Source organism: Streptomyces sp. NPDC033136 (genome assembly GCF_055578235.1).
The window spans coordinates 555,061-578,039 of sequence record NZ_JBVIPD010000001.1; the positions used below are offsets into that span (position 1 = coordinate 555,061).

A 22,979-nucleotide genomic window follows, 5' to 3' on the forward strand; every position below is an offset into this window, starting at 1 on the left:
CCCCAACCAAAAACCCCCAACAACCCCCCCCCCCCCCCCCCCCCCCCCCCCCCCACCCCCCCCCCCCCCCCCCCCCCCCCCGTCCGGCTCGTGCGTCTTCTGCACGGGTGCTCAGCCGGAGCCTGACTGTTGCCGGGTCTCGCCGGCGACCTGCCTCCCGGAGTCGCGTGCCTGCCCGGCTACCTGGGTGGCTTGGTCGCGGACCTCGTCCTGGGTGGTACGGGCGGCTTCCGCTGCTGTGTCCTTCACCTCCCGCGCCGCACTCTGGGCGGCGTCCCTGGCCCCCTCCTTCAGGTGCTGCGCGGAATCCTGCGCGGCCTGCTTCACCGGTTCCAGCGCCTCGCCGCCGCGTTGCACCAGTTCAGCGGTCTTCTCCTGCTCCTTCTGGGAGACGGGCAGCATCGAGGCCGCCAGCATGCCGGCGCCGAAGGCGATCAGACCGGCGGCCAGCGGGTTGCCCTGGGTCCGGTGCATCGCCTGTTCCGGTGCCTGCCGTACGGCTTCACCGGCCTGGCCGGCCGCCTCACGCGCGGTGTCGGCCGCCTGCTGAGTGCCCTCCTGCAGCGATCCGGACATCGACTGTGCGCTGCCACTGACGCCCCGGGCGGTCTGGGAGGCGGATCCCATGACCCGTTCCCGCATGCCCGAGGCGGCGCCGCGCATCCTGCGGGTGCGGCGGCGGGCTATGCGCCGGGGGCTGGTCCGCTCCGCGAGCCGGTCCATGTCGGCGGACAAACGGTCCCGCGTGGCGGTGATCTCTGCCCTCATCTGGTCGGGTGACGTGCCCATTGCGCATTCTCCTTCAGCGTCTCGACTGTCTGCCCGGGCTTCGGTGTCACGGTGCGCATCCGGGTGCGGCCCCGTAGGTACAGCACCGCCGCGACCACGGCCCACACCGCGGTGACGATCAGGGCGGCCCAGCCGCCGTCCATCACGTTGGCCAGGCCCAGCACCGCGGCCAGCGACAGGAACAGCAGGACCATGTAGCCGGCGAAGCCCGCGCCGCCGTACATGCCGGCCGCCTTGCCCGCCTTGGTCGCCTCCTGCTTGACCTCGGCCCTGGCCAGTTCGACCTCCTGCCGGAACAGGGTCTGGACGTCGGACGTCACGGCCGACAGCAGCTCGCCCACCGAGGGGTCCCCACCACGCGTCTCCACTTGGCGGGACTCGATCACGGCCATCTCTCACACCTCCGGGTAAGGACGAGCCGACACACCGCCCGGGGGCATGCCGACGGACGGCTGTGTCTCCGGCGGAGGTCCGGACGGCAGCGCCGTGGGCTGCCCCTCGTCCGGCGCCGCAGACTGCTGTCCCTGCTCAGCCGAGCCGTCGGACTTCCCCGCCGCCTTCACCAGCCGACCGACGGCCAGCCCCGCCAGCAGCGCGCCGCCCAGGAACATGCCGGGGCGTCGGCGGGCGAAGTCCTGCACATCGGTGAGGACGCCGTCGACTCCCTGCTTGTCCAGATACTCGGCAGCCCGGTGCCCGCCATCGGCTGCCTGGGCCGCGAGGCTGCGGGCAGGCGAGTCGCTCCGGGCGTTCTCCGCCAGCCCGGCCAGGTCGTCCGCCCACTGGTGCAGCGAGCCTGCCGCCCGCTTGGTCTGCTCCTCGATCTCGTTCATCGCACGGCCCCGCAGGTCCTGGGCGACCGCGCCGACCTGCTGCCGGGCCTCGCCCGCAACGGTCTTGGCCTGGTCCACTGCGGTGCCCGTGACCTCACCCGCGGCCTGCCTGGCCTGATCGGTGGTGGCCGACGCCTCCGCCTTGGCCGTCTCCCCGGTCTGCCGCAACCTCGTCGTGCCACCCTGTGCTGCCTCGCTCATCAGCCACTCCTCCTCACACGAATGCGCGACTTCTGATCCGTTACGTAAGCGAGTGACTGTTCTGCCCAGGTTCACACACATAAAGGGTGGTTCATCGGGCTCGATGAGATACCCATGGCGGCGGGCTCTGCCCTGTACGGCGCCAGCAGCCGTGGAACGCCGACGCCCCCCGCCCGATGACTCGGACAGGGGGCGTCACGGACAACCCGCGGAAACCGCCTACTTCACCGGCTCCGGCTCCGGGGCGCTCTCGGAGTCCGCCGTCCCGGCCGGCGGCTCGCCGTCGTCGTCGTCCTCGCCCTCCGCGGGCACCGGCGTCTTCACCGAGTCCAGCAGCAGCTGAGCGACGTCCACCACCTGGATGGACTCCTTCGCCTTGCCGTCGTTCTTCTTGCCGTTGACGGAGTCCGTCAGCATCACGAGGCAGAAGGGGCACGCCGTCGACACGATGTCGGGGTTGACGGACAGCGCCTCGTCGACACGCTCGTTGTTGATGCGCTTGCCGATGCGCTCCTCCATCCACATCCGCGCGCCACCCGCGCCACAGCAGAAGCCCCGCTCCTTGTGGCGGTGCATCTCCTCGTTGCGGATGCCGGGGACGCTGGCGATGATCTCGCGCGGCGGCGTGTAGATCTTGTTGTGGCGGCCCAGGTAGCACGGGTCGTGGTACGTGATGATGCCCTCGACCGGGGTCACCGGGATCAGCTTGCCCTCGTCCACCAGGTGCTGCAGCAGCTGCGTGTGGTGGATGACCTCGTAGTCGCCGCCGAGCTGCGGGTACTCGTTGCCGAGCGTGTTGAGGCAGTGCGGGCAGGTGGCGACGATCTTCTTGGCCGACTTGGGCTTCGCGGACTCGGCGACGACCTTGCCCTCGTCGTCCATCTCCTCGCCGAACGCCATGTTCAGCGCCATGACGTTCTCCATGCCGAGCTCCTGGAACAGGGGCTCGTTGCCGAGGCGGCGGGCGGAGTCACCGGTGCACTTCTCGTCGCCGCCCATGATGGCGAACTTGACGCCCGCGATGTGCAGGAGCTCCGCGAAGGCCTTCGTCGTCTTCTTGGCGCGGTCCTCCAGGGCGCCGGCGCAGCCGACCCAGTAGAGGTACTCGACCTCGGACAGGTCCTCGATGTCCTTGCCGACGACCGGGACCTCGAAGTCGACCTCCTTGAGCCACTCCAGGCGCTGCTTCTTCGCCAGGCCCCAGGGGTTGCCCTTCTTCTCCAGGTTCTTGAGCATCGTGCCCGCCTCGGACGGGAACGCGGACTCGATCATCACCTGGTAGCGGCGCATGTCGACGATGTGGTCGACGTGCTCGATGTCCACCGGGCACTGCTCGACGCAGGCACCGCAGGTGGTGCAGGACCACAGGACGTCCGGGTCGATGACGCCGTTGTCCTCCAGCGTGCCGACCAGGGGGCGCTCGGCCTCCGCCAGCGCCGACGCCGGCACGCCCGCCAGCTGCTCCTCCGACGCCTTCTCCTCGCCCTCCATCGTCTTGCCGCCGCCGGCCAGCAGGTACGGCGCCTTGGCGTGCGCGTGGTCGCGGAGCGACATGATGAGCAGCTTGGGGGAGAGGGGCTTGCCCGTGTTCCAGGCCGGGCACTGCGACTGGCAGCGGCCGCACTCGGTGCACGTGGAGAAGTCCAGCAGGCCCTTCCAGGAGTACTGCTCGACCTGGGAGACGCCGAAGACGTCGTCGTCGCCCGGGTCGGTGAAGTCGATCGGCTTGCCGCCCGAGGTCATCGGCTGGAGGGCACCGAGGGCCGTGCCGCCCGTCGCCTCCCGCTTGAACCAGATGTTCGGGAACGCGAGGAAGCGGTGCCAGGCCACACCCATGTTGGTGTTCAGGCTGACCGTGATCATCCAGACCATGGTCGTGCCCAGCTTGATCATCGCGAAGAAGTAGACCAGGTTCTGCAGCGCGGCGGCACTCAGCCCCTCGAAGGCCAGGACCAGCGGGTACGACGCGAAGTACGCGGCCTCGTAGTGGTCCACGTCGTGCAGCGCGCCCTCGAGGCCGCGCAGCACGTAGATGGCCAGACCGATGGTGAGGATGACGTACTCGACGAAGTACGCCTGGCCCATCTTCGAGCCGGTGAAGCGGGACTTGCGGCCCGGGCGCGACGGCAGGTTCAGCAGGCGGATGACCATCAGGGTCGCGATGCCGAGGGTCGTCATCGCGGCGATGAACTCGATGTAGAGCTCATAGGGGAGGAAGCCGCCGAGCACCGGCAGCACCCAGTCGGCCTGGAACAGCTGGCCGTACGCGGTGATGATCGTCGGCGGCAGCGTCAGGAAGCCGATCGCGACGAACCAGTGGGCGACACCGACGATGCCCCACCGGTTCATGCGCGTGTGGCCGAGGAACTCCTTCACCAGGGTCACGCTGCGCTGGTAGGGGTTGTCGGTCCGGGTACCGGCGGGGACCGGCTGGCCCAGCTTGAAGTACCGGACGAACTGGCCGATCGCGCGTGCGAGCAGCGCGACGCCGACCACGGTCAGTACCAGCGACACGATGATCGCGGCGAGTTGCATGGGGGCTCCTCGGGCCTGCGAGGGGTTTCGTCGGGGTGACCTGCCGTTATGGAGGGTTCCCCGAAATTACTAAGCGGTAACTTATGCGGTCCGTCTGAGACTACCCCTATCTTCCGCCGCACTGTAGCCGGGTGGGCAGTGATCTGAATCGCTGAGGGTTGCCTCAGGAGCCGGCCCGATCCGGCACGTGATCCAGCTCGTGATCCGGTCGTCGATCCCTCGTGGTCCTGTCGCGAATCCCTCGCGCATCTCGTCGTGTTATTCATACCGAATTGTCATCGTGACGCCTAACTTATATCCGTGCTCTACGGGATCGCCGCCACCGCCACCGCCCTCCTTCTCACCGCCCTGCTTGCGGCCGTCCTCCGGGCGCCCGCGCGGCGGCTGCGGCTGACCGGGCGGCGGCGGCAGCGGGAGGTGCCGCTGTCCGGCGGAGTGGCCGTGGTGGCCGTCACCGGGGCGGTCGTGACCGTCGAGGACTGGGCGTCGCCCGGGAGCGGGACCGGCGGGCTGCTCGTCGCCGGCGGCGTGGTCGCCCTGCTCGGGCTGATCGACGACGTGTGGCGGCTGCGGCGGCGGGTGCTGGTCGCCGGTACGGGTGTGGCGGCCGCGTGTGTCGTGCCGTACGGCGAGACCGGGATCGGGGCGGGGGTGCTCGGCGTCGTGTGGGTCGTGTGCGTGACCTTCGCCTTCCGGGGGCTCGACCATGCCGACGGGCTCGCGGGGACGGCCGGGGTGGTCGCGGCCTTCGGGGTGGCGGCCTGCGCCGCCGTCGACGTGCGGGACGGGCTCGCGGGGCTGATGAGCGTGCTGGCCGCCGCGCTGACCGGTTTCCTGCTGCACAACTGGCATCCCGCGCGCGTGGCGTTGGGGAGTTGCGGGGCCATGTCCGCGGGGTTCGTGATCGCCGTGGCCGCCGTGCAGGTCCGCGCCGGGTTCGGTGTCGGGGAGAGTGCGGGGGTGCTGTTCGCGCTGACCGCCGTGGCGGGTGCCGACGCCGTACTCGTCCTTCTCTCGCGGCGGTTGGCCGGGCGGCCCGTCGTCCGCGGCGGGCCCGACCATCTCGCGCACCGGCTGCGGCGACTCGGGCTGACCGTGCCGGGAGTCACTCTGCTGCTGGGGGCCGGGGCGTTCTCGGGTGCGCTCGTCGGGGTACTCGCGCACGCCGGCCGGGTCGGGGCCGACGCCCTGTGGTGGGTGGCGGGAGCGGCGCTCGTGGTCGTGGTCGTCCTCTTCCGTGTTCCTGTGTACGCCGCTCGACGCACCGTATCGCCGCAGGTCGGAGCGCCATTGCGTGTAAGGAGCGGATAAGAGTTGAGCCCGCCCGACTCAGCTCTGTTGACCGGTTGGGAGCCGTCGTGCACACTTGAGTCCGTTCCACTCAAGTCAGCTGGAGGAATCAACCATGGCACGTGCGGTCGGCATCGACCTGGGCACGACTAACTCCGTCGTCAGCGTTCTGGAGGGCGGCGAGCCCACCGTCATCACCAACGCCGAGGGCGCCAGGACCACGCCGTCCGTCGTCGCCTTCGCCAAGAACGGTGAGGTGCTCGTCGGAGAGGTGGCCAAGCGTCAGGCGGTCACCAACGTGGACCGGACCATTCGGTCGGTCAAGCGGCACATGGGCACCGACTGGAAGATCGACCTCGACGGCAAGCCCTTCAACCCGCAGCAGATCAGCGCCTTCGTGCTGCAGAAGCTGAAGCGGGACGCCGAGTCCTACCTGGGCGAGAAGGTGACCGACGCGGTCATCACCGTCCCGGCCTACTTCAACGACTCCGAGCGCCAGGCCACGAAGGAGGCCGGCGAGATCGCCGGTCTGAACGTGCTGCGCATCGTCAACGAGCCCACCGCGGCCGCTCTGGCGTACGGCCTCGACAAGGACGACCAGACCATCCTGGTCTTCGACCTCGGTGGCGGTACGTTCGACGTCTCGCTGCTGGAGATCGGCGACGGTGTCGTCGAGGTGAAGGCCACCAACGGTGACAACCACCTCGGTGGTGACGACTGGGACCAGCGCATCGTCGACTACCTGGTCCAGCAGTTCCAGTCCGGCCACGGTGTGGACCTGGGCAAGGACAAGATGGCCCTGCAGCGTCTGCGCGAGGCCGCCGAGAAGGCGAAGATCGAGCTGTCCTCGTCCACCGAGACCTCGATCAACCTGCCCTACATCACCGCCTCCGCCGAGGGCCCCCTGCACCTCGACGAGAAGCTCACCCGCGCCCAGTTCCAGCAGCTGACCGCGGACCTGCTGGAGCGCTGCAAGACGCCGTTCCACAACGTCATCAAGGACGCCGGGATCAACCTCTCCGAGATCGACCACGTCGTTCTCGTCGGTGGCTCCACCCGGATGCCCGCCGTCGCCGAACTGGTCAAGGACCTGACCGGCGGCAAGGACGCCAACAAGGGCGTCAACCCGGACGAGGTCGTCGCCATCGGCGCCGCCCTGCAGGCCGGTGTCCTCAAGGGCGAGGTCAAGGACGTCCTGCTCCTCGACGTCACCCCGCTGTCCCTCGGTATCGAGACCAAGGGCGGCATCATGACCAAGCTCATCGAGCGGAACACGACGATCCCGACCAAGCGGTCCGAGATCTTCACCACCGCCGAGGACAACCAGCCGTCCGTGCAGATCCAGGTCTACCAGGGCGAGCGCGAGATCGCGGCGTACAACAAGAAGCTCGGGATGTTCGAGCTGACCGGTCTGCCCCCGGCGCCCCGCGGCGTCCCGCAGATCGAGGTGTCCTTCGACATCGACGCCAACGGCATCATGCACGTGACCGCCAAGGACCTGGGCACGGGCAAGGAGCAGAAGATGACCGTCACCGGCGGCTCCTCGCTGCCGCAGGACGAGGTCAACCGCATGCGTGAGGAGGCCGAGCGCTACGCGGAGGAGGACCACAAGCGCCGCGAGGCCGCCGAGTCCCGCAACCAGGGCGAGCAGCTCGTCTACCAGACCGAGAAGTTCCTCAAGGACAACGAGGACAAGGTCCCGGGCGAGATCAAGACCGAGGTCGAGGAAGCCGTCAGTGAGCTGAAGGAGAAGCTCAAGGGCGAGGACACGGCCGAGATCCGCACCGCCACGGAGAAGGTCGCGGCCGTCTCGCAGAAGCTGGGCCAGGCCATGTACGCCGACGCGGGCGGCGCGCAGGCCGCCGACGGCGCCTCCGCCGGAGCCGGCGCGGGTGCCGGTGGCGCCAAGGCCGACGACGATGTCGTCGACGCCGAGATCGTCGACGAGGAGCGGAAGGATGGTGCCGCGTGACGGAGGAGACCCCGGGCTTCGACGAGCAGCAGCCCGACGTCCCTTCCGGCGCCACCTCCGATGACGCCGAGCCGAAGGCCGCCGCCTCCTCCCCGGAGGACGAGGCGGCCCCGGCCGGGGACACGGGCCAGGACGTGGGTCTGGTGGCCCAGCTGGATCAGGCCCGCTCGGCGCTCGGTGAGCGCACGGCGGACCTCCAGCGCCTCCAGGCCGAGTTCCAGAACTACCGCCGCCGGGTCGAGCGCGACCGGATCGCGGTCAAGGAGATCGCCATCGCGAACCTCCTGACCGAGCTCCTGCCCGTGCTCGACGACATCGGCCGCGCGCGGGAACACGGCGAGCTGGTCGGCGGCTTCAAGTCCGTCGCCGAGTCGCTGGAGAGCACCGCGGCGAAGATGGGCCTGCAGCAGTTCGGCAAGGAGGGCGAGCCCTTCGACCCGACGATCCACGAAGCCCTGATGCACAGCTACGCGCCGGACGTCACCGAGACGACCTGCGTGGCGATTCTGCAGCCCGGGTACCGGATCGGCGAGCGCACCATCCGCCCCGCGCGGGTGGCGGTGGCCGAGCCCCAGCCGGGGGCACAGACGGTCAAGGCGGACGAGTCCGCCGACGCCGACGACAAGGAGAGCGGTGGCCCGGACGAGGGCTGACGTGTCAGACGAAGGGAAGGAGGGGCGTCGAGGATGAGCACCAAGGACTTCATCGAGAAGGACTACTACAAGGTCCTCGGCGTCCCCAAGGACGCCACCGAGGCCGAGATCAAGAAGGCGTACCGGAAGCTCGCCCGCGAGTTCCACCCGGACGCCAACAAGGGCAACGTCAAGGCGGAGGAGCGCTTCAAGGAGATCTCCGAGGCCAACGACATCCTCGGCGACCCCAAGAAGCGCAAGGAGTACGACGAGGCACGCGCCCTCTTCGGGAGCGGCGGCTTCCGGCCGGGGCCCGGCGCGGGCGGCGGCTCCTTCAACTTCGACCTGGGAGACCTCTTCGGAGGCGGTGCCCAGGGCGGCGGCCAGGGAGCCGGCGGTTTCGGCGGTGGACTCGGTGACGTCTTCGGGGGCCTGTTCAACCGCGGCGGCGCGGGCGGCCCGGGGACGCGCACGCATCCCCGGCGCGGCCAGGACATCGAGTCCGAGGTCACGCTCAGCTTCACGGAGGCCATCGAGGGCGCGACCGTCCCGCTGCGGATGTCGTCGCAGTCGCCCTGCAAGGCCTGTTCGGGCACCGGCGACAAGAACGGCACACCGCGCGTGTGCCCGACCTGCGTCGGCACCGGGCAGGTCGCCCGGGGCAGCGGCGGCGGCTTCTCCCTGACCGACCCCTGCCCGGACTGCAAGGGCCGCGGCCTGATCGCGGAGAACGCCTGCGAGATCTGCAAGGGCAGCGGCCGGGCCAAGTCCTCGCGGACCATGCAGGTGCGCATCCCCGCGGGCGTCAGCGACGGCCAGCGGATCCGGCTGCGCGGCAAGGGAGCCCCGGGCGAGCGCGGCGGACCGGCGGGCGACCTGTACGTGGTCGTGCACGTCGACTCCCACCCGGTGTTCGGCCGCAAGGACGACAACCTCACCGTCACCGTCCCGGTCACCTTCACCGAGGCGGCCCTCGGCGGCGAGGTCCGGGTGCCGACGCTGGGCGGCCCGCCCGTCACGCTGAAGCTGCCGCCGGGTACGCCCAACGGCCGCACCATGCGCGCCCGCGGCAAGGGCGCGGTCCGCAAGGACGGCACCCGGGGAGACCTTCTGGTCACCGTCGAGGTGAGTGTTCCGAAGGACCTGACGGGGAAGGCTCGTGACGCACTCGAGGCGTATCGCGAGGCGAGTGCGGGTGAGGATCCGCGGGCGGATCTGTTCCAGGCCGCGAAGGGAGCATGAGTCAGATGGACGGTCGTCGACGCAACCCGTATGAACTGACCGAGGAAACCCCGGTCTATGTCATCTCGGTGGCGGCCCAGCTGTCCGGCCTGCACCCGCAGACCCTGCGCCAGTACGACCGCCTGGGCCTGGTGTCCCCGGACCGCACGCCGGGCCGGGGCCGCCGCTACTCGGCCCGGGACATCGAACTGCTGCGCACCGTCCAGCAGTTGTCGCAGGACGAGGGCATCAACCTGGCGGGCATCAAGCGCATCATCGAACTGGAGAACCAGGTCGCCGCACTCCAGGCCCGGGTGGCCGAGCTGGAGGACGCGCTCGACGGCGCGGCTGCGGCCATGCGCCAGCGCGAGGCGGCGGTGCACGCGTCGTACCGCCGCGACCTGGTGCCGTACCAGGAGGTGCAGCAGACCAGCGCGCTGGTGGTGTGGCGGCCGAAGCGGCAGCAGCAGTCCGACTGACGCGGGTACGCCTGCGAAAGGGGCCGGGAGGAGACTCCCGGCCCCTTTCGTACGTCTTGGGATGTTTTCGGCGGGACCTCCCATGGATGACTGTATGGAGCAAGGATTTTGGAGGTGATTCCGCAGAGTCTTCACAAGGCTCGCGGAGCGTGGTGTTGTCATCTCGTTAAGTGGTTCCGCTTGACGCTGAGAGCGCGCACGCGTTGGCTTTTCAGACACATGGGCCACAAAGTGTGCCCACGTCCGAATCACACGCGAAGTGAGCCCCCGCATGCGTCGTCGTATCTCCATATCCGTGGCCGCGGTCACGATGTCCGCCACGCTCGCCGGCTGCGGCGCGCTCAACGCGACCGGGAGCAGTGACGACGCGAGCCCGACGAAGGGCGACGACATCACGGTGGGTCTGCTGCTGCCGGAGAAGGCGAACACGCGGTACGAGAACTTCGACTACCCCATCATCAAGCGCAAGGTCGAGTCGCTCACCAACGACAAGGGCCGCGTCGAGTACGCCAACGCCGACGCGAGCGCGGACAAGCAGGCGAGCCAGCTGCAGCGGATGATCGACGACCGGGTCGACGTGATCCTGCTGGACGCGGTGGACGCGCACGCCATCGCGAGCGGGGTGAAGAAGGCGAAGGAGGCCGGCATACCGGTCATCGCCTACGACCGGCTGGCCGAGGGCCCGATCGACGCGTACATCTCCTTCGACAACGAGCTGGTCGGCGAGGTCCAGGGGCGCACCCTGCTGGAGGCCATCGGCGAGGACGCGGACCTCTCCGACAAGATCGTCATGATGAACGGCTCCCCGACGGACCCCAACGCCAAGCAGTTCAAGGCGGGGGCGATGTCCGAGCTGAACGGCAAGGTGACGATCGCCCAGACCTTCGACACCAAGGACTGGAAGCCGGAGAACGCGCAGGCCAACATGGCCGAGGCGATCGCGAAGATCGGCAAGGGCAACATCGCGGCCGTGTACTCCGCCAACGACGGCATGGCGGGCGGCATCGTCAAGGCGCTGGAGGCCGCCGGCGTGACCAAGCTGCCGCCGATCACCGGGCAGGACGCGGAGCTGCCGGCGGTGCAGCGGATCATCATCGGTGAGCAGTACATGAGCGTGTACAAGTCGTACCCGCAGGAGGCGGAGAACGCCGCGCAGATGGCCGTCGCCAAGGTCCAGGGCCGGGAGATCCAGTTCGCCGCCCTCGCCCGCGACAAGGTCGACAGCCCCACCCACAAGGGCATCCCCGCCCATCTGGTGCCGGTGGTCGCCCTCACCAAGGAGAACATCAAGGACACGGTCGTCGCGGACGACATCTACAAGCTGTCGGACATCTGCACGGCCGAGTACAAGTCGGCCTGCTCGGCGATCGGCCTCAAGTAGTCGGTTCCGGCGCTCTCGTCGCACGGGCCCGTCCCGGGCGTCCCGCCAGGGTGATCGCCCGCAGCAGCCACTCGGCGGGCCCGTGCCCGAAGCGCCGGATCCACACCGTGCTGAGGGCGAGCTGGAGCGCGTACACGGCACCCGCGAGCAGCAGCACGGCGGCCGCTCCCACGCGTCCGTGGAGGGACAGGCCGTACGCCGTGGCCACGAACATCGTGATCAGGGACTGCCCGAGGTAGTTCGTGAGCGCCAGGCGGCCCGCCGGGACGAACAGCCGCCGCACCCGCTCTCCCCACGACGAGTCCAGCGCGAGCAGCAGCAGGCAGGCGTACGCGGCCGACAGGGCCGGTGCTGTCAGCATGCCGACTCCGATGCCCAGGAAGTGCCACCGGTCGTCCAGCGGCCCCTCCGCGGCGGAGGCGAAGAAGACGGCGCCCGGGACTCCGACGGCCAGGCCGACGGCCGTGACCCGCAGCAGCCGGGAGCGGCCTGCTCCCCCCGGTGCGAGCAGGCGCCGCTTCCCCGCGGCCAGGCCGAGGAGGAACGCGCCGAGCACACCCGGCGCCATCAGGAGGACGCCGAGGAGGGCGAGCGGCAGCCGGTCCAGGTTCTCCTGGACGACGGTGCCGGGACTGCCGCGGTAGGCGGCCACGGAGTCCGCGATCGCCTGGTGGGGGACGGGGCTCTCCTCGTCCACGGCCGCGGCCAGCGCCCCCAGCGCGGTGAGGGCGACGACGTAGACCCCGTAGATCCAGGCGGCGGCCTTCACGGCGGTGGCCGGTCTGATCCGGCGGACGCACAGCAGGACCAGGCCGAGGAGGCCGTAGGTCAGCAGGATGTCGCCGCTGTACAGCAGGACGGCGTGCGCCAGGCCGAGCAGCACCAGACCGAGGGACCGGCGCAGAAAGCGCGCGGTGGCGTGTCCCGCGTCCCGCTCGGCGGAGGCCTGCCGCAGGGTGAAGCTGTAGCCGAACAGGAACGAGAACAAGAGGTAGAACTTGGAGGACGCCAGCGCCGTCACCAGCCAGACGGCGGCCTGGTCCCACGGGGGCGCCCCCGGCCGGCGGACCCCCTCCGCGACGTAGGGGTCCATCATCTGGGCGCTGTTGACCACCAGGATGCCCAGCAGGGCGAAACCCCGCAGCGCGTCGACGCTGGGCAGACGCCGCAGGCCCGTCGGTCCCGCCGGCTCGTCCGTGGCCGTCCGGACGCCTGTCTCGTTCACTTTTCCCCCTGGCCGAGCGCTGCTCCGGGCGGCCGTCGACTGCCGCTGCCCGTCACGGACTTGGTCGATCACCGAAGGTCGCACATCGGCCCCGGGCGTGCCACCTCCATGGTGGGGCAACAGGCCAGGCGGGAGCGAGCCGATTCAGGGAGCGATCGACCCAAAAGGGAAATCGGGTGTGGGGGAGCCGTGTTGCGGAGCAGGTCCGGGCCGCGCATAGTTGCGCTGCGGAAAGAGGGCGATACCGGGGGTGAGATGGGCGATGGCCGGGCACGGGGCGGAGGCGCATCCACACGGTGCTGACCGACTGTGCGAGGCCGGGGACCGTGTCTATTCCCGGGCCGTACGGCGGGGCCGCGTGCCGCGCCGGGACGCCGAACCGGTGCCCTGTCTGCTGGAACTCGCCCTGCTGCACCCCGACCCCGACGACATGAACTGGCTGGTGCCGACCTCCCCGCAGGAGGTCATGACCCGGCTGCTGCGCGGAATGTACGACGAGGTCAGCGCGAGCCAGCGGCGGGTGGGCTCGGCCGTGGCGGCCGTCGAGTGGTACGCCGGGCTGGGCCGCCAGGTGCGGCCGGCCGCGTCGGCGGCGGAGGGCCCGGCCATCCGGGTCCTGGACGGACTCGCCCGGATCCAGGCCGCGATGGACGAGGCGACCCAGGCGTGCACGACCGAGGTGCTCACGGTCCAGCCCGGCGGCATCCGCCGCGAGGCGGAACTCTCCGAGGGCCTGCACCGGGCGCTGGCGCTGCGCGCCCGGGGCGTGCGGATGCGGGACCTCTACACCCATGTCGCCCGGCACGGGCAGGGGTTGCTGACCTACCTGGAACTGATGGGCGACGCGGTGGAGGCGCGGACGCTGGACGAGGTGATCGACCGGCTGATCCTCTTCGACCGCACGGTGGCCTTCATCCCCGCCAACACCGACCGCACGATGGCCCTGGAGCTGCGGCATCCGGCGATCGTCGAATACCTCGTCACGGTCTTCGAGCGGCTGTGGCGCCTCGCCATCCCCCTGACCGCCGCGCTCCCCGACACGGGCATCGAGGGCATCTCCCACCGTGAGCAGTCCATCGCCGCGCTGCTGGCGGAGGGGCACCAGGACGCCGTCATCGCGGAACGGCTGGGCATCAGCGTACGGACCTGCCGGGCCCACATCGCCCGGCTGTCGGAGACGCTGGGGGCGGCGAGCCGTACGCAGCTGGGCGTGCGGATCGCCCAGGCGGGGCTGGACGGTCCGCCGGGCGCGGCGGCTTCCCCGTCCCTCAGCCTTCCTGATCAGGGATCCCGGACCGCTCGATGAGGCCGCGGCCGGGCGGCGGGCAGCCGGGGGCGTTCTCCTGATGCTGCGTCAGGATGCCGGACTGCGCGATGAGGTAGCCGAGCTGGGCGCGGCTGCCGCTGCCGAGCGCCGAGGCGAGCTTGGCGATGTGGGCCCGGCAGGTACGGACGTTCATGCCCAGGCGGCGGGCGATGGCCTCGTCGACGTGTCCCTCGACCAGGAGCTTGGCTATGGAGTACTGGATCTCCGTGATCCCGTCACGGGCGGACTCGTACGGTGTGCCGGTGCTGAGCGGGACCGACCGGTCCCACAGGTACTCGAAGAGCTTGATGAGGTAGCGGACCAGGCCCGGGTGGCGTAGTTCCAGGGCGACCTGCTGGTCGTCGCGGGCGGGGATGAAGGCGACGGACTCGTCGCAGATGATCAGGCGCTCGACGAGTTCGTCGATGGTGCGGTACTCGGCCTTGCCGTTGGAGAGCTGGGCGGCGTAGGCCAGTTGCTCGGGGTTGTAGTGGGCGGTGTGCTGGTACAGGGTGCGGATGCGCACCCCGCGTTCGATCAGTGGCCGGTCACGCTCCAGTCCGCGCAAGAGGCTGCGTTCGGACATCCGGTCGCTCGGCTGGACGGTGAGCATCTCCGCCTGGCACTGCACGGTGGCCATGTTGAGCGCGGCATTGATACGTTCGCCGCCTTCGAGCACAGTGATGGCGTCGGTGGACGCGGCCAGCTGGGTCCCCAGGGCCATGAACGGTTCGAAGGTCTCGGCGAGTCCGGTCGCCAGGCGCCGGCGGTCGGCGATCTCCTGCTCCAGCGGGTTGAGCTGCCGGGACAGGGCGACCGCTGGGGGCACCGGCCGCAGCCAGCCCGGGTCGTCCGGGTCGGGGTGGAGCAGGGCGAACTCCATCAGGCACGGGGCGGGTTCCACCTCCTCGCGTGCGATGCGACCGGCGCGCAGTGCGGCGGCATACAGGCGGCCGCCCTCATCGCACCACTCGGTCATCGCATGGGGATGTGTCTCCTTAGTCCGATTCGATGTCAAATCTCCACCCCCCAGGGTCCTGAACATGCAGGAACATGATGCATCGATTGTGTGGCCATGACGTGCCCGAATGAGCCATCGTCGTACTCGACGGGGGAAAAGGGGACCTTCAAGTGAGGACGAAGCCGACTATGCGTAACAGAATGCTTCGCTCGGTGCTTGTCGCCGCCTTCTCCGCCGTTGTAGCCCTCGGCACGCTGAGTGGCTTCTCCGATGCGAAGGATGATGTTCGGGCGAACAGCAGCTGGCCGTCCGTCGCCGTGAACGGCATTCACGGAGCGGAGAACAGCAGCTGGCCGAGCCCCGGGGCAGCCGGATCCGGGAGCTGACCGTGACCACTCCACCCGACGACCGCTCCTTCCGCCGTGAGATGGCCACCGCCTACCGCTCCGGCTGGCACTTCATCGACCTGGTCACCGCCATCCCCCACAGTGGTGACTCGTTGATGGTGACCGTCTTCGGCGAGCCGGTGGTCGTCACGCGGGACGACGACGAGGACGTACGGGCGTACCGGTGTCTGCGGCGGCCTCGGGGGGCGCCGCAGCCAGTGCGATGTGCCGTGCGGTACGGAATGATCTTTGTGAACCTGGACCAAAGGGACCACCAGCAGGTGGAGGCCGACTCCCCTGCCCCGAGGACCATCTCTGCCACCCCCCGCAGTGCCTGACGCGATTCCCCCGTCGTAACAGATCGCTCAGGTGCTTCCCCCCGCAGCGGCGTCACCGTGACCTGAACACGGTGACGCCGCTGCAGTTTCTGGGGACATTTCCGGGTATCAGCCCAGCTCCGCGGTGGCTGGAACCAATCGATCACCGATGTGGATTTTCACTTCGCTCAACCCCGCCCCATCGCCCGCGTCAGCTCGATCTCGATGACCACGCGCGTCGGCTTCGGCGCCGGGGTCCTGCCGTAGCGCTCGGCGTAGCGCCGCTCGGCCTCGGCGACCCGGTCCGGTTCGGCGCGGACGTGGGCCCGGCCCTCCAGTGTCGCCCACCGGCGTCCCGCCACCTGGCAGACGGCGACCGCGGCCCCCTCCTCCCCGGCGGCCGTCACGTGCCGCACCTTCGCGCTCGCCTTGTCGGCGATCACCCGAGCAAGACGGGCCGCGGGATCGTATGTGACCCCGACGGGTACCACGTGCGGAGTGCCGTCCGGGCGGGGAGTCGTCAGGGTGCACAGGTGCCGCTCCCGCCAGAAGCCGAGATATGACGGGTCCGGAGCGCCCGGGTCCACGGAGTACTTGGTCGCCATGCCGCGAACTTAGACCCCCCGAGCCTCCCGGAACCGTCCTTGAGTGCACTAGACTCAACTTTGTGCAAGCCGTTCGGGTCAGTGCAAGGAGGAGAACGCGAACGTGGACGCCGAGCTGACCAACCGGAGCCGGGACGCGATCAACGCTGCCAGCAACCGGGCCGTGACCGAGGGACACCCCGACCTCACCCCTGCCCATCTGCTGCTCGCGCTGCTCCAGGGACAGGACAACGAGAACATCACCGACCTGCTCGCCGCGGTCGAGGCCGACCAGGCCGCCGTACGCGCCGGAGCCGAGCGTGTGCTCGCCGGGCTGCCCAGCGTGACCGGGTCGACCGTCGCGCCGCCCCAGCCCAACCGCGAGATGCTCGCCGTCGTCGCCGACGCGCAGGCCCGCGCCAAGGACCTCGGCGACGAGTACCTCTCCACGGAGCACCTCCTCATCGCCCTCGCCGCGAAGGGCGGCGCGGCCGGCGAGGTGCTGTCCCAGCAGGGGGCCGACGCCAAGCAGCTCCAGGCCGCCTTTCAGAAGACGCGAGGAGCGCGCCGGGTGACCACGTCCGACCCCGAGGGCCAGTACAAGGCCCTGGAGAAGTTCGGCACCGACTTCACCGCCGCCGCGCGGGAAGGCAAGCTCGATCCCGTCATCGGGCGGGACCAGGAGATCCGGCGCGTGGTGCAGGTGCTCAGCCGCCGTACCAAGAACAACCCCGTGCTCATCGGTGAGCCCGGCGTCGGCAAGACCGCCGTCGTCGAGGGCCTCGCCCAGCGGATCGTCAAGGGTGACGTGCCCGAGTCGCTGAAGGACAAGCGGCTGGTCGCGCTCGATCTGGGGGCCATGGTCGCGGGCGCGAAGTACCGGGGCGAGTTCGAGGAGCGGCTGAAGACCGTCCTCGCCGAGATCAAGGACTCCGACGGGCAGATCATCACCTTCATCGACGAGCTGCACACCGTCGTCGGGGCCGGTGCCGGCGGTGACTCCGCCATGGACGCCGGGAACATGCTGAAGCCCATGCTGGCCCGCGGCGAACTGCGCATGGTCGGAGCCACCACGCTCGATGAGTACCGCGAGCGGATCGAGAAGGACCCCGCCCTGGAGCGGCGCTTCCAGCAGGTGCTGGTCGCCGAGCCGAGCGTCGAGGACTCCATCGCGATCCTGCGCGGGCTCAAGGGCCGCTACGAGGCCCATCACAAGGTGCAGATCGCCGACAGCGCGCTGGTCGCCGCCGCGAGCCTGTCCGACCGGTACATCACCTCCCGCTTCCTGCCCGACAAGGCCATCGACCTCGTCGACGAGGCGGCCTCCCGGCTGCGCATGGAGATCGACTCGTCCCCCGTGGAGATCGACGAACTCCAGCGCGCCGTCGACCGGCTGAAGATGGAGGAGCTCGCGATCGGCAAGGAGACCGACGCGGCCTCCCGCGAGCGCCTGGAGAAGCTGCGCCGCGACCTCGCCGACAAGGAGGAGGAACTGCGCGGCCTCACCGCCCGCTGGGAGAAGGAGAAGCAGTCCCTCAACCGCGTCGGTGAGCTGAAGGAACGTCTCGACGAGATCCGCGGCCAGGCCGAACGCGCCCAGCGCGACGGCGACTTCGACACCGCCTCCAAGCTGCTCTACGGCGAGATCCCGGCCCTGGAGAAGGAACTGGAGGCCGCCTCCGAGGCCGAGGAAGAGGTCGCCAAGGACACCATGGTCAAGGAGGAGGTCGGCTCCGACGACATCGCCGACGTCGTCGCCTCCTGGACCGGCATCCCCGCCGGGCGGCTGCTGGAGGGCGAGACGCAGAAGCTGCTGCGCATGGAGGACGAGCTGGGCAAGCGGCTCATCGGCCAGACCGAGGCCGTGCGGGCGGTCAGCGACGCCGTACGACGGTCCCGTGCCGGGATCGCCGACCCCGACCGGCCGACCGGGTCGTTCCTCTTCCTCGGCCCGACCGGCGTCGGCAAGACCGAGCTGGCCAAGGCCCTCGCCGACTTCCTCTTCGACGACGAGCGGGCGATGGTCCGCATCGACATGTCGGAGTACAGCGAGAAGCACAGCGTGGCCCGGCTGGTCGGCGCCCCGCCCGGATACGTCGGCTACGAGGAGGGCGGCCAGCTCACCGAGGCCGTGCGCAGGCGGCCGTACTCCGTCGTCCTGCTGGACGAGGTGGAGAAGGCCCACCCCGAGGTCTTCGACATCCTGCTCCAGGTGCTCGACGACGGGCGTCTCACGGACGGCCAGGGCCGCACGGTCGACTTCCGCAACACCATCCTGGTGCTGACGTCGAACCTGGGCAGCCAGTTCCTGGTCGACCCGATCACCAGCGAGCAGGAGAAGAAGGAGCAGGTCCTGGAGGTGGTGCGGACCTCCTTCAAGCCGGAGTTCCTCAACCGCCTGGACGACCTGGTCGTCTTCGCCGCGCTGACCAAGCCCGAGCTGGAGCGCATCGCGAAGCTCCAGCTGGAGCGCCTGGCCAAGCGGCTCGCCGAGCGGCGCCTCACCCTGGACATCACGCCCGAGGCCCTGGCCTGGCTCGCTGAGGAGGGCATGGACCCGGCGTACGGCGCCCGCCCGCTGCGGCGGCTCGTCCAGTCCGCCATCGGCGACCGGCTCGCCAAGGAGATCCTGTCCGGGGAGATCAAGGACGGCGACACGGTGCGGGTGGACCGCGTCGAGGACGGGCTGCTGGTCGGGCCCGGGACGGGCAAGACGCTGTAGGACGACACGCTGTACGTCACATCGTGAACGCCGAGAAGCGCACCAGCGCCGTCTCGGCGTTCACGTACTCCACCCTCACCTGCACCACATGCGCCTCCGCCGTGCCGGGGAGGCCGCTCTCGTGGGTCACGTCGAGGCAGAGCGCCTCGCAGGAGCCGCCGCCCGTGCGCGCCTCCGGGGCGTTCGGGTACGTCTCGCGCAGCCAGTCGTGGACGTCCTCGCGCGGCATCCGCAGCACCGCCGAGTACGCGGTGTCGATGCCCCGCTGCACGGTGCAGTCGTGCACGTCCGCGCCCCCGGGGCGGGCGGCGCCGCCGAAGGCCAGGGCGTCGGCGCAGAGGGCCTTCGACGCACCTCTTGCGCCCGGGTCGTCTTTGTCGGTCAGGGACCACATGAACACGCCGATGATGAGGAACCCGATAAGGAGAACCGGCACTGCCAGAAACGGCAGGATCAGCCCCCACCGGGTGTGCCCTCTGTCCGCTGCCGCCATGGCCCACCACCCCTGCCGTCCGTCACTGGGAGAGACGGGCTCCGGCACCCGGAGGTTGCCGTTGACCGGATCGTGTCAGCCCAGGGCTGACAGGGCCTGTCGGGGCTTGCCACCCCCCTCCCCGCATGGGGGAGGATGGCGGAATCCGTACGAAGGGAAATTCACGGTGACCATCGACCCGTCCTCGATTCCGAACTTCGGGGGCCAGCCCGAGCCGCAGCCGCAAGGACCGGCAGGCCCCGTCGTCCCGGATCAGGACCTCGTGAAGCAGCTCCTCGACCAGATGGAGCTCAAGTACGTCGTCGACGACGAGGGAGACCTCGCGGCGCCGTGGGAGCAGTTCCGCACCTACTTCATGTTCCGGGGAGAGGGGGACCAGCAGGTCTTCTCCGTGCGGACGTTCTACGACCGGCCTCATGAGATCGAGGCCAAGCCGCAGATCCTGGAGTCCATCGACGACTGGAACCGCCGCACCCTGTGGCCCAAGGTCTACAGCCACACCCACGACGACGGCACGGTCCGCCTGATCGGCGAGGCCCAGATGCTGATCGGCATGGGCGTGAGCCTGGAGCACTTCGTCTCCTCGACGGTCAGCTGGGTGCGTGCCGCGATCGAGTTCGACAAGTGGCTCATCGAGCAGCTCGGTCTCGAGGAGGAGATCAACGAAGCGGAGAAGCCCGAGGACGAGGAGTAGCCCCTCCGCCCGTCCCGCAGCGGCGCGTCGGCGCGTACGACCAGGTACGCGCTGTACGCGCCGTACGCCTTTTTCGGGGACCGCTGCCTCCCCTCCCTCGCCGAGGGGGCGGATCAGATCTCAAGGCGCAGCTCCGCCCACACCGTCTTGCCCACGGGACTGCGTGGCGTCGACCCCCAGCGCTCGGCCAGGACGTCCACCAGGAGCAGCCCCCGGCCCGACTCGCCGTCGGGGCAGGAGGAGGGCGCGGCCGTGGGCAGCCGCTTCGCGGAGGCGGCGTCCGCGACCTCGACTCGCAGTACGCCCGCGGCCCCGTCCAGGACGAGCCGCAGACCGAACTCCCGGCCGGGGACCCGACCGTGCTGTACGGCGTTCGCTGCGAGTTCGCCGACGACGAGGGCGACCGCGCAGGAGACGTCCGAGGCCGGCGGGTGGCCCCGTTCCTCCATCCACCGGACGGAGTGACGCCGGGCGAGCTGCGCACCACGCGGGGAGGAGGGGCACTGCACCGTGAGCGACTGGAGTTCACGCTGCGGCATGTCTCCCGGGGTGGAGGTTTCTGTCAGCACGGCCTGCTCGTCCCTTTCCGTCACCTCGAAGCGCTCCGTTGCGCACACGAGTCATCACGTTCCGTGCTCAAGGGTCGGCCGCTCGGCCTACGCTCGACAGGGGGCGCAGCCTTACTTGTGAGGCCGTAAGGAACGGAAGTGATGCCTTGGCCAACGGAATTGACCCCAGTGCGTCGATGGCCGCGCTGTTCGGTGCGCGGGTGCGCAGGCTCCGGACGGCGGCGGGACTGACCCAGGCCGAGCTGGGCGACCGGACGCATGTGGTGAGCACGCGGATCACGCAGATCGAGCGCGCGTCCGGAGCGAAGCCGACGCTGGAGCTGGCGCGAGCGCTGGACGCGGCACTCGGTGCGGAGGATCTGCTGGTGGAGCTGTGGCCGTATGTGTACCGGGAGGCGTTTCCGGACTGGTCGCGGAAGTTCATGGAGTACGCGGAGCGGGCGGTGGCCGTCCGGCAGTATGCGGCTCATGTGGTGCCAGGTCTGCTGCAGACCGAGGACTACGCCCGGGCGGTACTCAGCCTGGACGCCCTGCTGGACAGTGAAGAGCAGTTGGAGGAGCGCGTCGCAGCCCGTATGGGGCGGCAGGATCGGCTGAGTTCGCCCGAACGGCCAGAGCTGTGGGTGGTTCTGGATGAGGCAGTACTGAGGCGTCCGATCGGCGGCCAGGCCGTGATGCGGAAGCAGTTGGCGCGTCTGCTCGACGCTGCGGCGGAGCGGCATATCACCGTACAGGTACTGCCGTTCGACCAGGGCGGACACGAGGCAATGGGCGGTTCGCTGACGATCCTGACCCTGCCGGACGGCTCAGAGACGGCCTACACCGAGGGCGCGGACTATGGCCAACTCATTGAGGAACCGGTCAACGTCGGTTGCTACGAGGTGATTTACGATCGGCTGCGGGCGGCAGCCCTGCCCCCGGTCACGTCACTCGACATGATCCGGTCCACGATGGAGGGCGACTACCGTGGCTCGAATGTCCCGTCCCGATCTGAACGACGCCGCCTGGCGCAAGAGCAGTTACAGCAATCAGGCGGGCGGCGACTGCGTGGAGGTGGCCGACGGGTTCCGGGCCGTCGTCCCCGTCCGTGACAGCAAGGCCCCGGCCGGTCCGACGCTGTGCTTCGAAGCCGCTTCCTGGGCCGCCTTCATAGGCGAGTTGAAGGCCGGGCACCACCGCCCCTGAGGCGGCTCCCGGACGCACCGGGCCCTTGTCCGCGAGGGTCCGGTAGGCCACTGACCTCCTGAAAGAACCGGGGAAAGAACTACCCGCCCACCCACCCTCCCCGCGCCGGACGGCGGGCATCACCCGTCCGAGTGACCGGCTTGCGGGTGCGGGACGCGGACCGTTACGTTCGCCGCGACAACCGCAAACAGATACGGCCCCCGGCCGGGACGGCAATCCCGATCGAGGGCCTGACCGATCAGGAAGTGAACGCCTTCCCGATGGCTGACCCGCAGTCTAACGCGCGCCTGCGCGCCGACGCCGGAGCTCCGACCTCCGGCGTGATCCACGTACGCACCCGGCTGACGGCCGACTTCACGGTGCTCTCCAACGCCCTCGTCCAGCGGCGCGGCAGCGCGGTCACGGTCGGCGTCGCGGCGTACATCGCCTCCTTGCCCGACGGCTCCCCCGTGACCATCACCGCCCTGTGCGAGCACTTCAGCGAGGGCGAGATCCTCGTCTCCCGGGCGCTCAGGGAACTCGAAGCGGCCGGATACCTGGAGCGCCGCCGCGAACGGACACCCGCCGGGCAGGTGCGCACCCGGACGTACTTCTACGACGTACCGCGTGGCGAAGGCCCGCCCGGCCCGCCCGAGCCGCCGAAGCCGCCACGGCCGCCCCGGCCCGCCGTCCGAAAACCCGAGGCCCTACGGGAGCCGACGCCCGCTCCCGGCCCTGGGGAGCCGGGCAGCCCGGCGTCTGCTCCCGCTCCCGAGGAGCCGGGCAGCCCGGCACCCGCACTCGCCGACGCCGACCCCGAGGCGGTCGCCGTACTGACCGCCCTGCGCCGGGTCGACCCTCGTCTCGTCCTGTCCGCGCGGGAGGCCGCCCGCCTGGCGCCGGCCGTGGCCGAGTGGCTGGCGGCCGGTGTCGGGCCGCGGGAGATCACGGAGATGCTGACCGCACGGCTCCCCGACCGCTTCTGGACCCGGCCGGCGAGCATCCTCGCCTTCCGGCTCCGGCAAACGCCCCTGCCGGTGCCGCCCCCGCCCCCGCTGCCTCCGAGCGTCGAACGCCCGGTCGTACTGCCCTTCCAGACCTGCGACGGCTGCGAGCGCGCCTTCCGCGCCCCGCGGCCCGGACACTGCCGGAGCTGCCGGGAGGGCCTGACCGGTGCACACCTGCGAGCGACCGGCTGAGCCGGTGGGCGGGTGTGCCGTGCGCC

At 70.1% G+C, this 22,979-nt stretch carries 22 protein-coding genes; 13 read left to right on the top strand and 9 right to left on the bottom strand.

Translation table 11 applies throughout. The annotated features are described in order from the left end of the window. Positions 1 to 111: 111 nt before the first annotated feature. The 4 genes from ACZ5TL_RS02555 to ACZ5TL_RS02570 all read right to left on the bottom strand — a co-directional run bounded on the left by ACZ5TL_RS02555 (position 112) and on the right by ACZ5TL_RS02570 (position 4,358). Positions 112 to 789 carry a DUF3618 domain-containing protein gene (locus ACZ5TL_RS02555; protein WP_468586824.1) on the bottom strand — a complete coding sequence of 226 codons (678 nt, stop codon included), beginning with the start codon at positions 787 to 789 and terminating at the stop codon, positions 112 to 114. After that, positions 765 to 1,181, bottom strand: a complete 417-nt coding sequence (locus ACZ5TL_RS02560) for a phage holin family protein (RefSeq protein ID WP_468586826.1) — start codon at positions 1,179 to 1,181, stop codon at positions 765 to 767. The genes ACZ5TL_RS02555 and ACZ5TL_RS02560 overlap by 25 nt, the downstream gene beginning before the upstream one ends. A gap of 3 nt (positions 1,182 to 1,184) precedes the next feature. Further along, a complete protein-coding gene (locus ACZ5TL_RS02565; RefSeq protein ID WP_468586828.1) occupies positions 1,185 to 1,823 on the bottom strand; it encodes an ATP synthase subunit B family protein in 639 nt (212 codons plus the stop codon). A 219-nt stretch (positions 1,824 to 2,042) separates the two neighbouring features. Next, positions 2,043 to 4,358 carry a (Fe-S)-binding protein gene (locus ACZ5TL_RS02570; RefSeq protein WP_468586830.1) on the bottom strand — a complete coding sequence of 772 codons (2,316 nt, stop codon included), beginning with the start codon at positions 4,356 to 4,358 and terminating at the stop codon, positions 2,043 to 2,045. 300 nt (positions 4,359 to 4,658) lie between these two features. On the opposite strand from ACZ5TL_RS02570, the gene ACZ5TL_RS02575 reads away from it, so the two are divergent. From ACZ5TL_RS02575 to ACZ5TL_RS02600, 6 genes are all read left to right on the top strand, one after another. Next, entirely contained in the window at positions 4,659 to 5,669 is a 1,011-nt protein-coding gene (locus ACZ5TL_RS02575) for an MraY family glycosyltransferase (RefSeq protein WP_468586832.1), read from the top strand. Between the two features lie 94 nt (positions 5,670 to 5,763). Next, on the top strand, positions 5,764 to 7,620 hold the full coding sequence (dnaK, locus tag ACZ5TL_RS02580; RefSeq protein ID WP_468586834.1) for a molecular chaperone DnaK: 1,857 nt from the start codon (positions 5,764 to 5,766) through the stop codon (positions 7,618 to 7,620). Further along, on the top strand, positions 7,617 to 8,273 hold the full coding sequence (gene grpE / locus ACZ5TL_RS02585; protein WP_468586836.1) for a nucleotide exchange factor GrpE: 657 nt from the start codon (positions 7,617 to 7,619) through the stop codon (positions 8,271 to 8,273). The genes dnaK and grpE overlap by 4 nt, the downstream gene beginning before the upstream one ends. 33 nt (positions 8,274 to 8,306) lie before the next feature. Further along, entirely contained in the window at positions 8,307 to 9,494 is a 1,188-nt protein-coding gene (gene dnaJ / locus ACZ5TL_RS02590; RefSeq protein ID WP_468586838.1) for a molecular chaperone DnaJ, read from the top strand. Positions 9,495 to 9,499: 5 nt separating this feature from the next. Beyond that, positions 9,500 to 9,952, top strand: a complete 453-nt coding sequence (locus ACZ5TL_RS02595; RefSeq protein WP_020269597.1) for a heat shock protein transcriptional repressor HspR — start codon at positions 9,500 to 9,502, stop codon at positions 9,950 to 9,952. Between the two features lie 271 nt (positions 9,953 to 10,223). Beyond that, positions 10,224 to 11,333 (top strand): sugar ABC transporter substrate-binding protein, encoded by a 1,110-nt coding sequence (locus ACZ5TL_RS02600; RefSeq protein WP_468586840.1) that lies wholly within the window; start codon positions 10,224 to 10,226, stop codon positions 11,331 to 11,333. Here the strand turns inward: ACZ5TL_RS02600 and ACZ5TL_RS02605 are convergent. Continuing rightward, the gene (locus ACZ5TL_RS02605) at positions 11,326 to 12,558 is read right to left on the bottom strand and encodes a DUF418 domain-containing protein (protein ID WP_468586842.1); all 1,233 of its coding nucleotides are present in this window, start codon (positions 12,556 to 12,558) and stop codon (positions 11,326 to 11,328) included. The genes ACZ5TL_RS02600 and ACZ5TL_RS02605 overlap by 8 nt on opposite strands. Before the next feature lie 262 nt (positions 12,559 to 12,820). Between ACZ5TL_RS02605 and ACZ5TL_RS02610 the strand changes: the two genes are divergently transcribed. Continuing rightward, positions 12,821 to 13,864, top strand: a complete 1,044-nt coding sequence (locus ACZ5TL_RS02610) for a helix-turn-helix transcriptional regulator (protein ID WP_468586844.1) — start codon at positions 12,821 to 12,823, stop codon at positions 13,862 to 13,864. On the opposite strand, the gene ACZ5TL_RS02615 is transcribed toward ACZ5TL_RS02610, so the two are convergent. Then, positions 13,827 to 14,843, bottom strand: coding sequence for a helix-turn-helix transcriptional regulator (locus ACZ5TL_RS02615; RefSeq protein ID WP_468586846.1), 1,017 nt, complete (start codon positions 14,841 to 14,843; stop codon positions 13,827 to 13,829). The genes ACZ5TL_RS02610 and ACZ5TL_RS02615 overlap by 38 nt on opposite strands. Positions 14,844 to 15,213: 370 nt before the next feature. Between ACZ5TL_RS02615 and ACZ5TL_RS02620 the strand changes: the two genes are divergently transcribed. Continuing rightward, the gene (locus ACZ5TL_RS02620) at positions 15,214 to 15,549 is read left to right on the top strand and encodes a Rieske (2Fe-2S) protein (RefSeq protein ID WP_030846386.1); all 336 of its coding nucleotides are present in this window, start codon (positions 15,214 to 15,216) and stop codon (positions 15,547 to 15,549) included. Between the two features lie 167 nt (positions 15,550 to 15,716). On the opposite strand, the gene ACZ5TL_RS02625 is transcribed toward ACZ5TL_RS02620, so the two are convergent. Next, positions 15,717 to 16,133 (bottom strand): TIGR03618 family F420-dependent PPOX class oxidoreductase, encoded by a 417-nt coding sequence (locus ACZ5TL_RS02625; RefSeq protein WP_468586849.1) that lies wholly within the window; start codon positions 16,131 to 16,133, stop codon positions 15,717 to 15,719. A gap of 103 nt (positions 16,134 to 16,236) precedes the next feature. On the opposite strand from ACZ5TL_RS02625, the gene clpB reads away from it, so the two are divergent. After that, positions 16,237 to 18,834 (top strand): ATP-dependent chaperone ClpB, encoded by a 2,598-nt coding sequence (clpB, locus tag ACZ5TL_RS02630; protein ID WP_468586851.1) that lies wholly within the window; start codon positions 16,237 to 16,239, stop codon positions 18,832 to 18,834. Between the two features lie 16 nt (positions 18,835 to 18,850). On the opposite strand, the gene ACZ5TL_RS02635 is transcribed toward clpB, so the two are convergent. Continuing rightward, positions 18,851 to 19,327 (bottom strand): hypothetical protein, encoded by a 477-nt coding sequence (locus tag ACZ5TL_RS02635; protein WP_468586853.1) that lies wholly within the window; start codon positions 19,325 to 19,327, stop codon positions 18,851 to 18,853. 166 nt (positions 19,328 to 19,493) lie between these two features. On the opposite strand from ACZ5TL_RS02635, the gene ACZ5TL_RS02640 reads away from it, so the two are divergent. Beyond that, a complete protein-coding gene (locus ACZ5TL_RS02640; RefSeq protein WP_010032094.1) occupies positions 19,494 to 20,021 on the top strand; it encodes a YbjN domain-containing protein in 528 nt (175 codons plus the stop codon). Between the two features lie 113 nt (positions 20,022 to 20,134). Here the strand turns inward: ACZ5TL_RS02640 and ACZ5TL_RS02645 are convergent, their stop codons facing one another. Next, entirely contained in the window at positions 20,135 to 20,560 is a 426-nt protein-coding gene (locus tag ACZ5TL_RS02645; protein WP_468587090.1) for an ATP-binding protein, read from the bottom strand. Between the two features lie 206 nt (positions 20,561 to 20,766). Between ACZ5TL_RS02645 and ACZ5TL_RS02650 the strand changes: the two genes are divergently transcribed. The 3 genes from ACZ5TL_RS02650 (at position 20,767) to ACZ5TL_RS02660 (ending at position 22,953) form a co-directional block, all read left to right on the top strand. Then, positions 20,767 to 21,681 carry a helix-turn-helix domain-containing protein gene (locus ACZ5TL_RS02650; protein WP_468586855.1) on the top strand — a complete coding sequence of 305 codons (915 nt, stop codon included), beginning with the start codon at positions 20,767 to 20,769 and terminating at the stop codon, positions 21,679 to 21,681. Further along, positions 21,644 to 21,775: a DUF397 domain-containing protein gene (locus ACZ5TL_RS02655; RefSeq protein WP_468586857.1), complete on the top strand. Its 132-nt coding sequence runs from the start codon at positions 21,644 to 21,646 to the stop codon at positions 21,773 to 21,775. The genes ACZ5TL_RS02650 and ACZ5TL_RS02655 overlap by 38 nt, the downstream gene beginning before the upstream one ends. 260 nt (positions 21,776 to 22,035) lie before the next feature. After that, entirely contained in the window at positions 22,036 to 22,953 is a 918-nt protein-coding gene (locus ACZ5TL_RS02660) for a hypothetical protein (protein ID WP_468586859.1), read from the top strand. The last annotated feature ends 26 nt before the right edge of the window (positions 22,954 to 22,979 follow it).

Coding starts and splice junctions, on each gene's coding strand:
- ACZ5TL_RS02600 (WP_468586840.1), top strand. CDS start 10,224: ATGCGTCGTCGTATCTCCATATCCGTGGCCGCGGTCACGATGTCCGCC.
- ACZ5TL_RS02615 (WP_468586846.1), bottom strand. CDS start 14,843: ATGACCGAGTGGTGCGATGAGGGCGGCCGCCTGTATGCCGCCGCACTG.
- ACZ5TL_RS02555 (WP_468586824.1), bottom strand. CDS start 789: ATGGGCACGTCACCCGACCAGATGAGGGCAGAGATCACCGCCACGCGG.
- ACZ5TL_RS02650 (WP_468586855.1), top strand. CDS start 20,767: ATGGCCGCGCTGTTCGGTGCGCGGGTGCGCAGGCTCCGGACGGCGGCG.
- ACZ5TL_RS02565 (WP_468586828.1), bottom strand. CDS start 1,823: ATGAGCGAGGCAGCACAGGGTGGCACGACGAGGTTGCGGCAGACCGGG.
- ACZ5TL_RS02610 (WP_468586844.1), top strand. CDS start 12,821: ATGGCCGGGCACGGGGCGGAGGCGCATCCACACGGTGCTGACCGACTG.
- ACZ5TL_RS02635 (WP_468586853.1), bottom strand. CDS start 19,327: ATGGCGGCAGCGGACAGAGGGCACACCCGGTGGGGGCTGATCCTGCCG.
- ACZ5TL_RS02625 (WP_468586849.1), bottom strand. CDS start 16,133: ATGGCGACCAAGTACTCCGTGGACCCGGGCGCTCCGGACCCGTCATAT.
- dnaK (WP_468586834.1), top strand. CDS start 5,764: ATGGCACGTGCGGTCGGCATCGACCTGGGCACGACTAACTCCGTCGTC.
- ACZ5TL_RS02645 (WP_468587090.1), bottom strand. CDS start 20,560: ATGCCGCAGCGTGAACTCCAGTCGCTCACGGTGCAGTGCCCCTCCTCC.
- dnaJ (WP_468586838.1), top strand. CDS start 8,307: ATGAGCACCAAGGACTTCATCGAGAAGGACTACTACAAGGTCCTCGGC.
- ACZ5TL_RS02595 (WP_020269597.1), top strand. CDS start 9,500: ATGGACGGTCGTCGACGCAACCCGTATGAACTGACCGAGGAAACCCCG.
- ACZ5TL_RS02560 (WP_468586826.1), bottom strand. CDS start 1,181: ATGGCCGTGATCGAGTCCCGCCAAGTGGAGACGCGTGGTGGGGACCCC.
- ACZ5TL_RS02570 (WP_468586830.1), bottom strand. CDS start 4,358: ATGCAACTCGCCGCGATCATCGTGTCGCTGGTACTGACCGTGGTCGGC.
- ACZ5TL_RS02660 (WP_468586859.1), top strand. CDS start 22,036: ATGGCTGACCCGCAGTCTAACGCGCGCCTGCGCGCCGACGCCGGAGCT.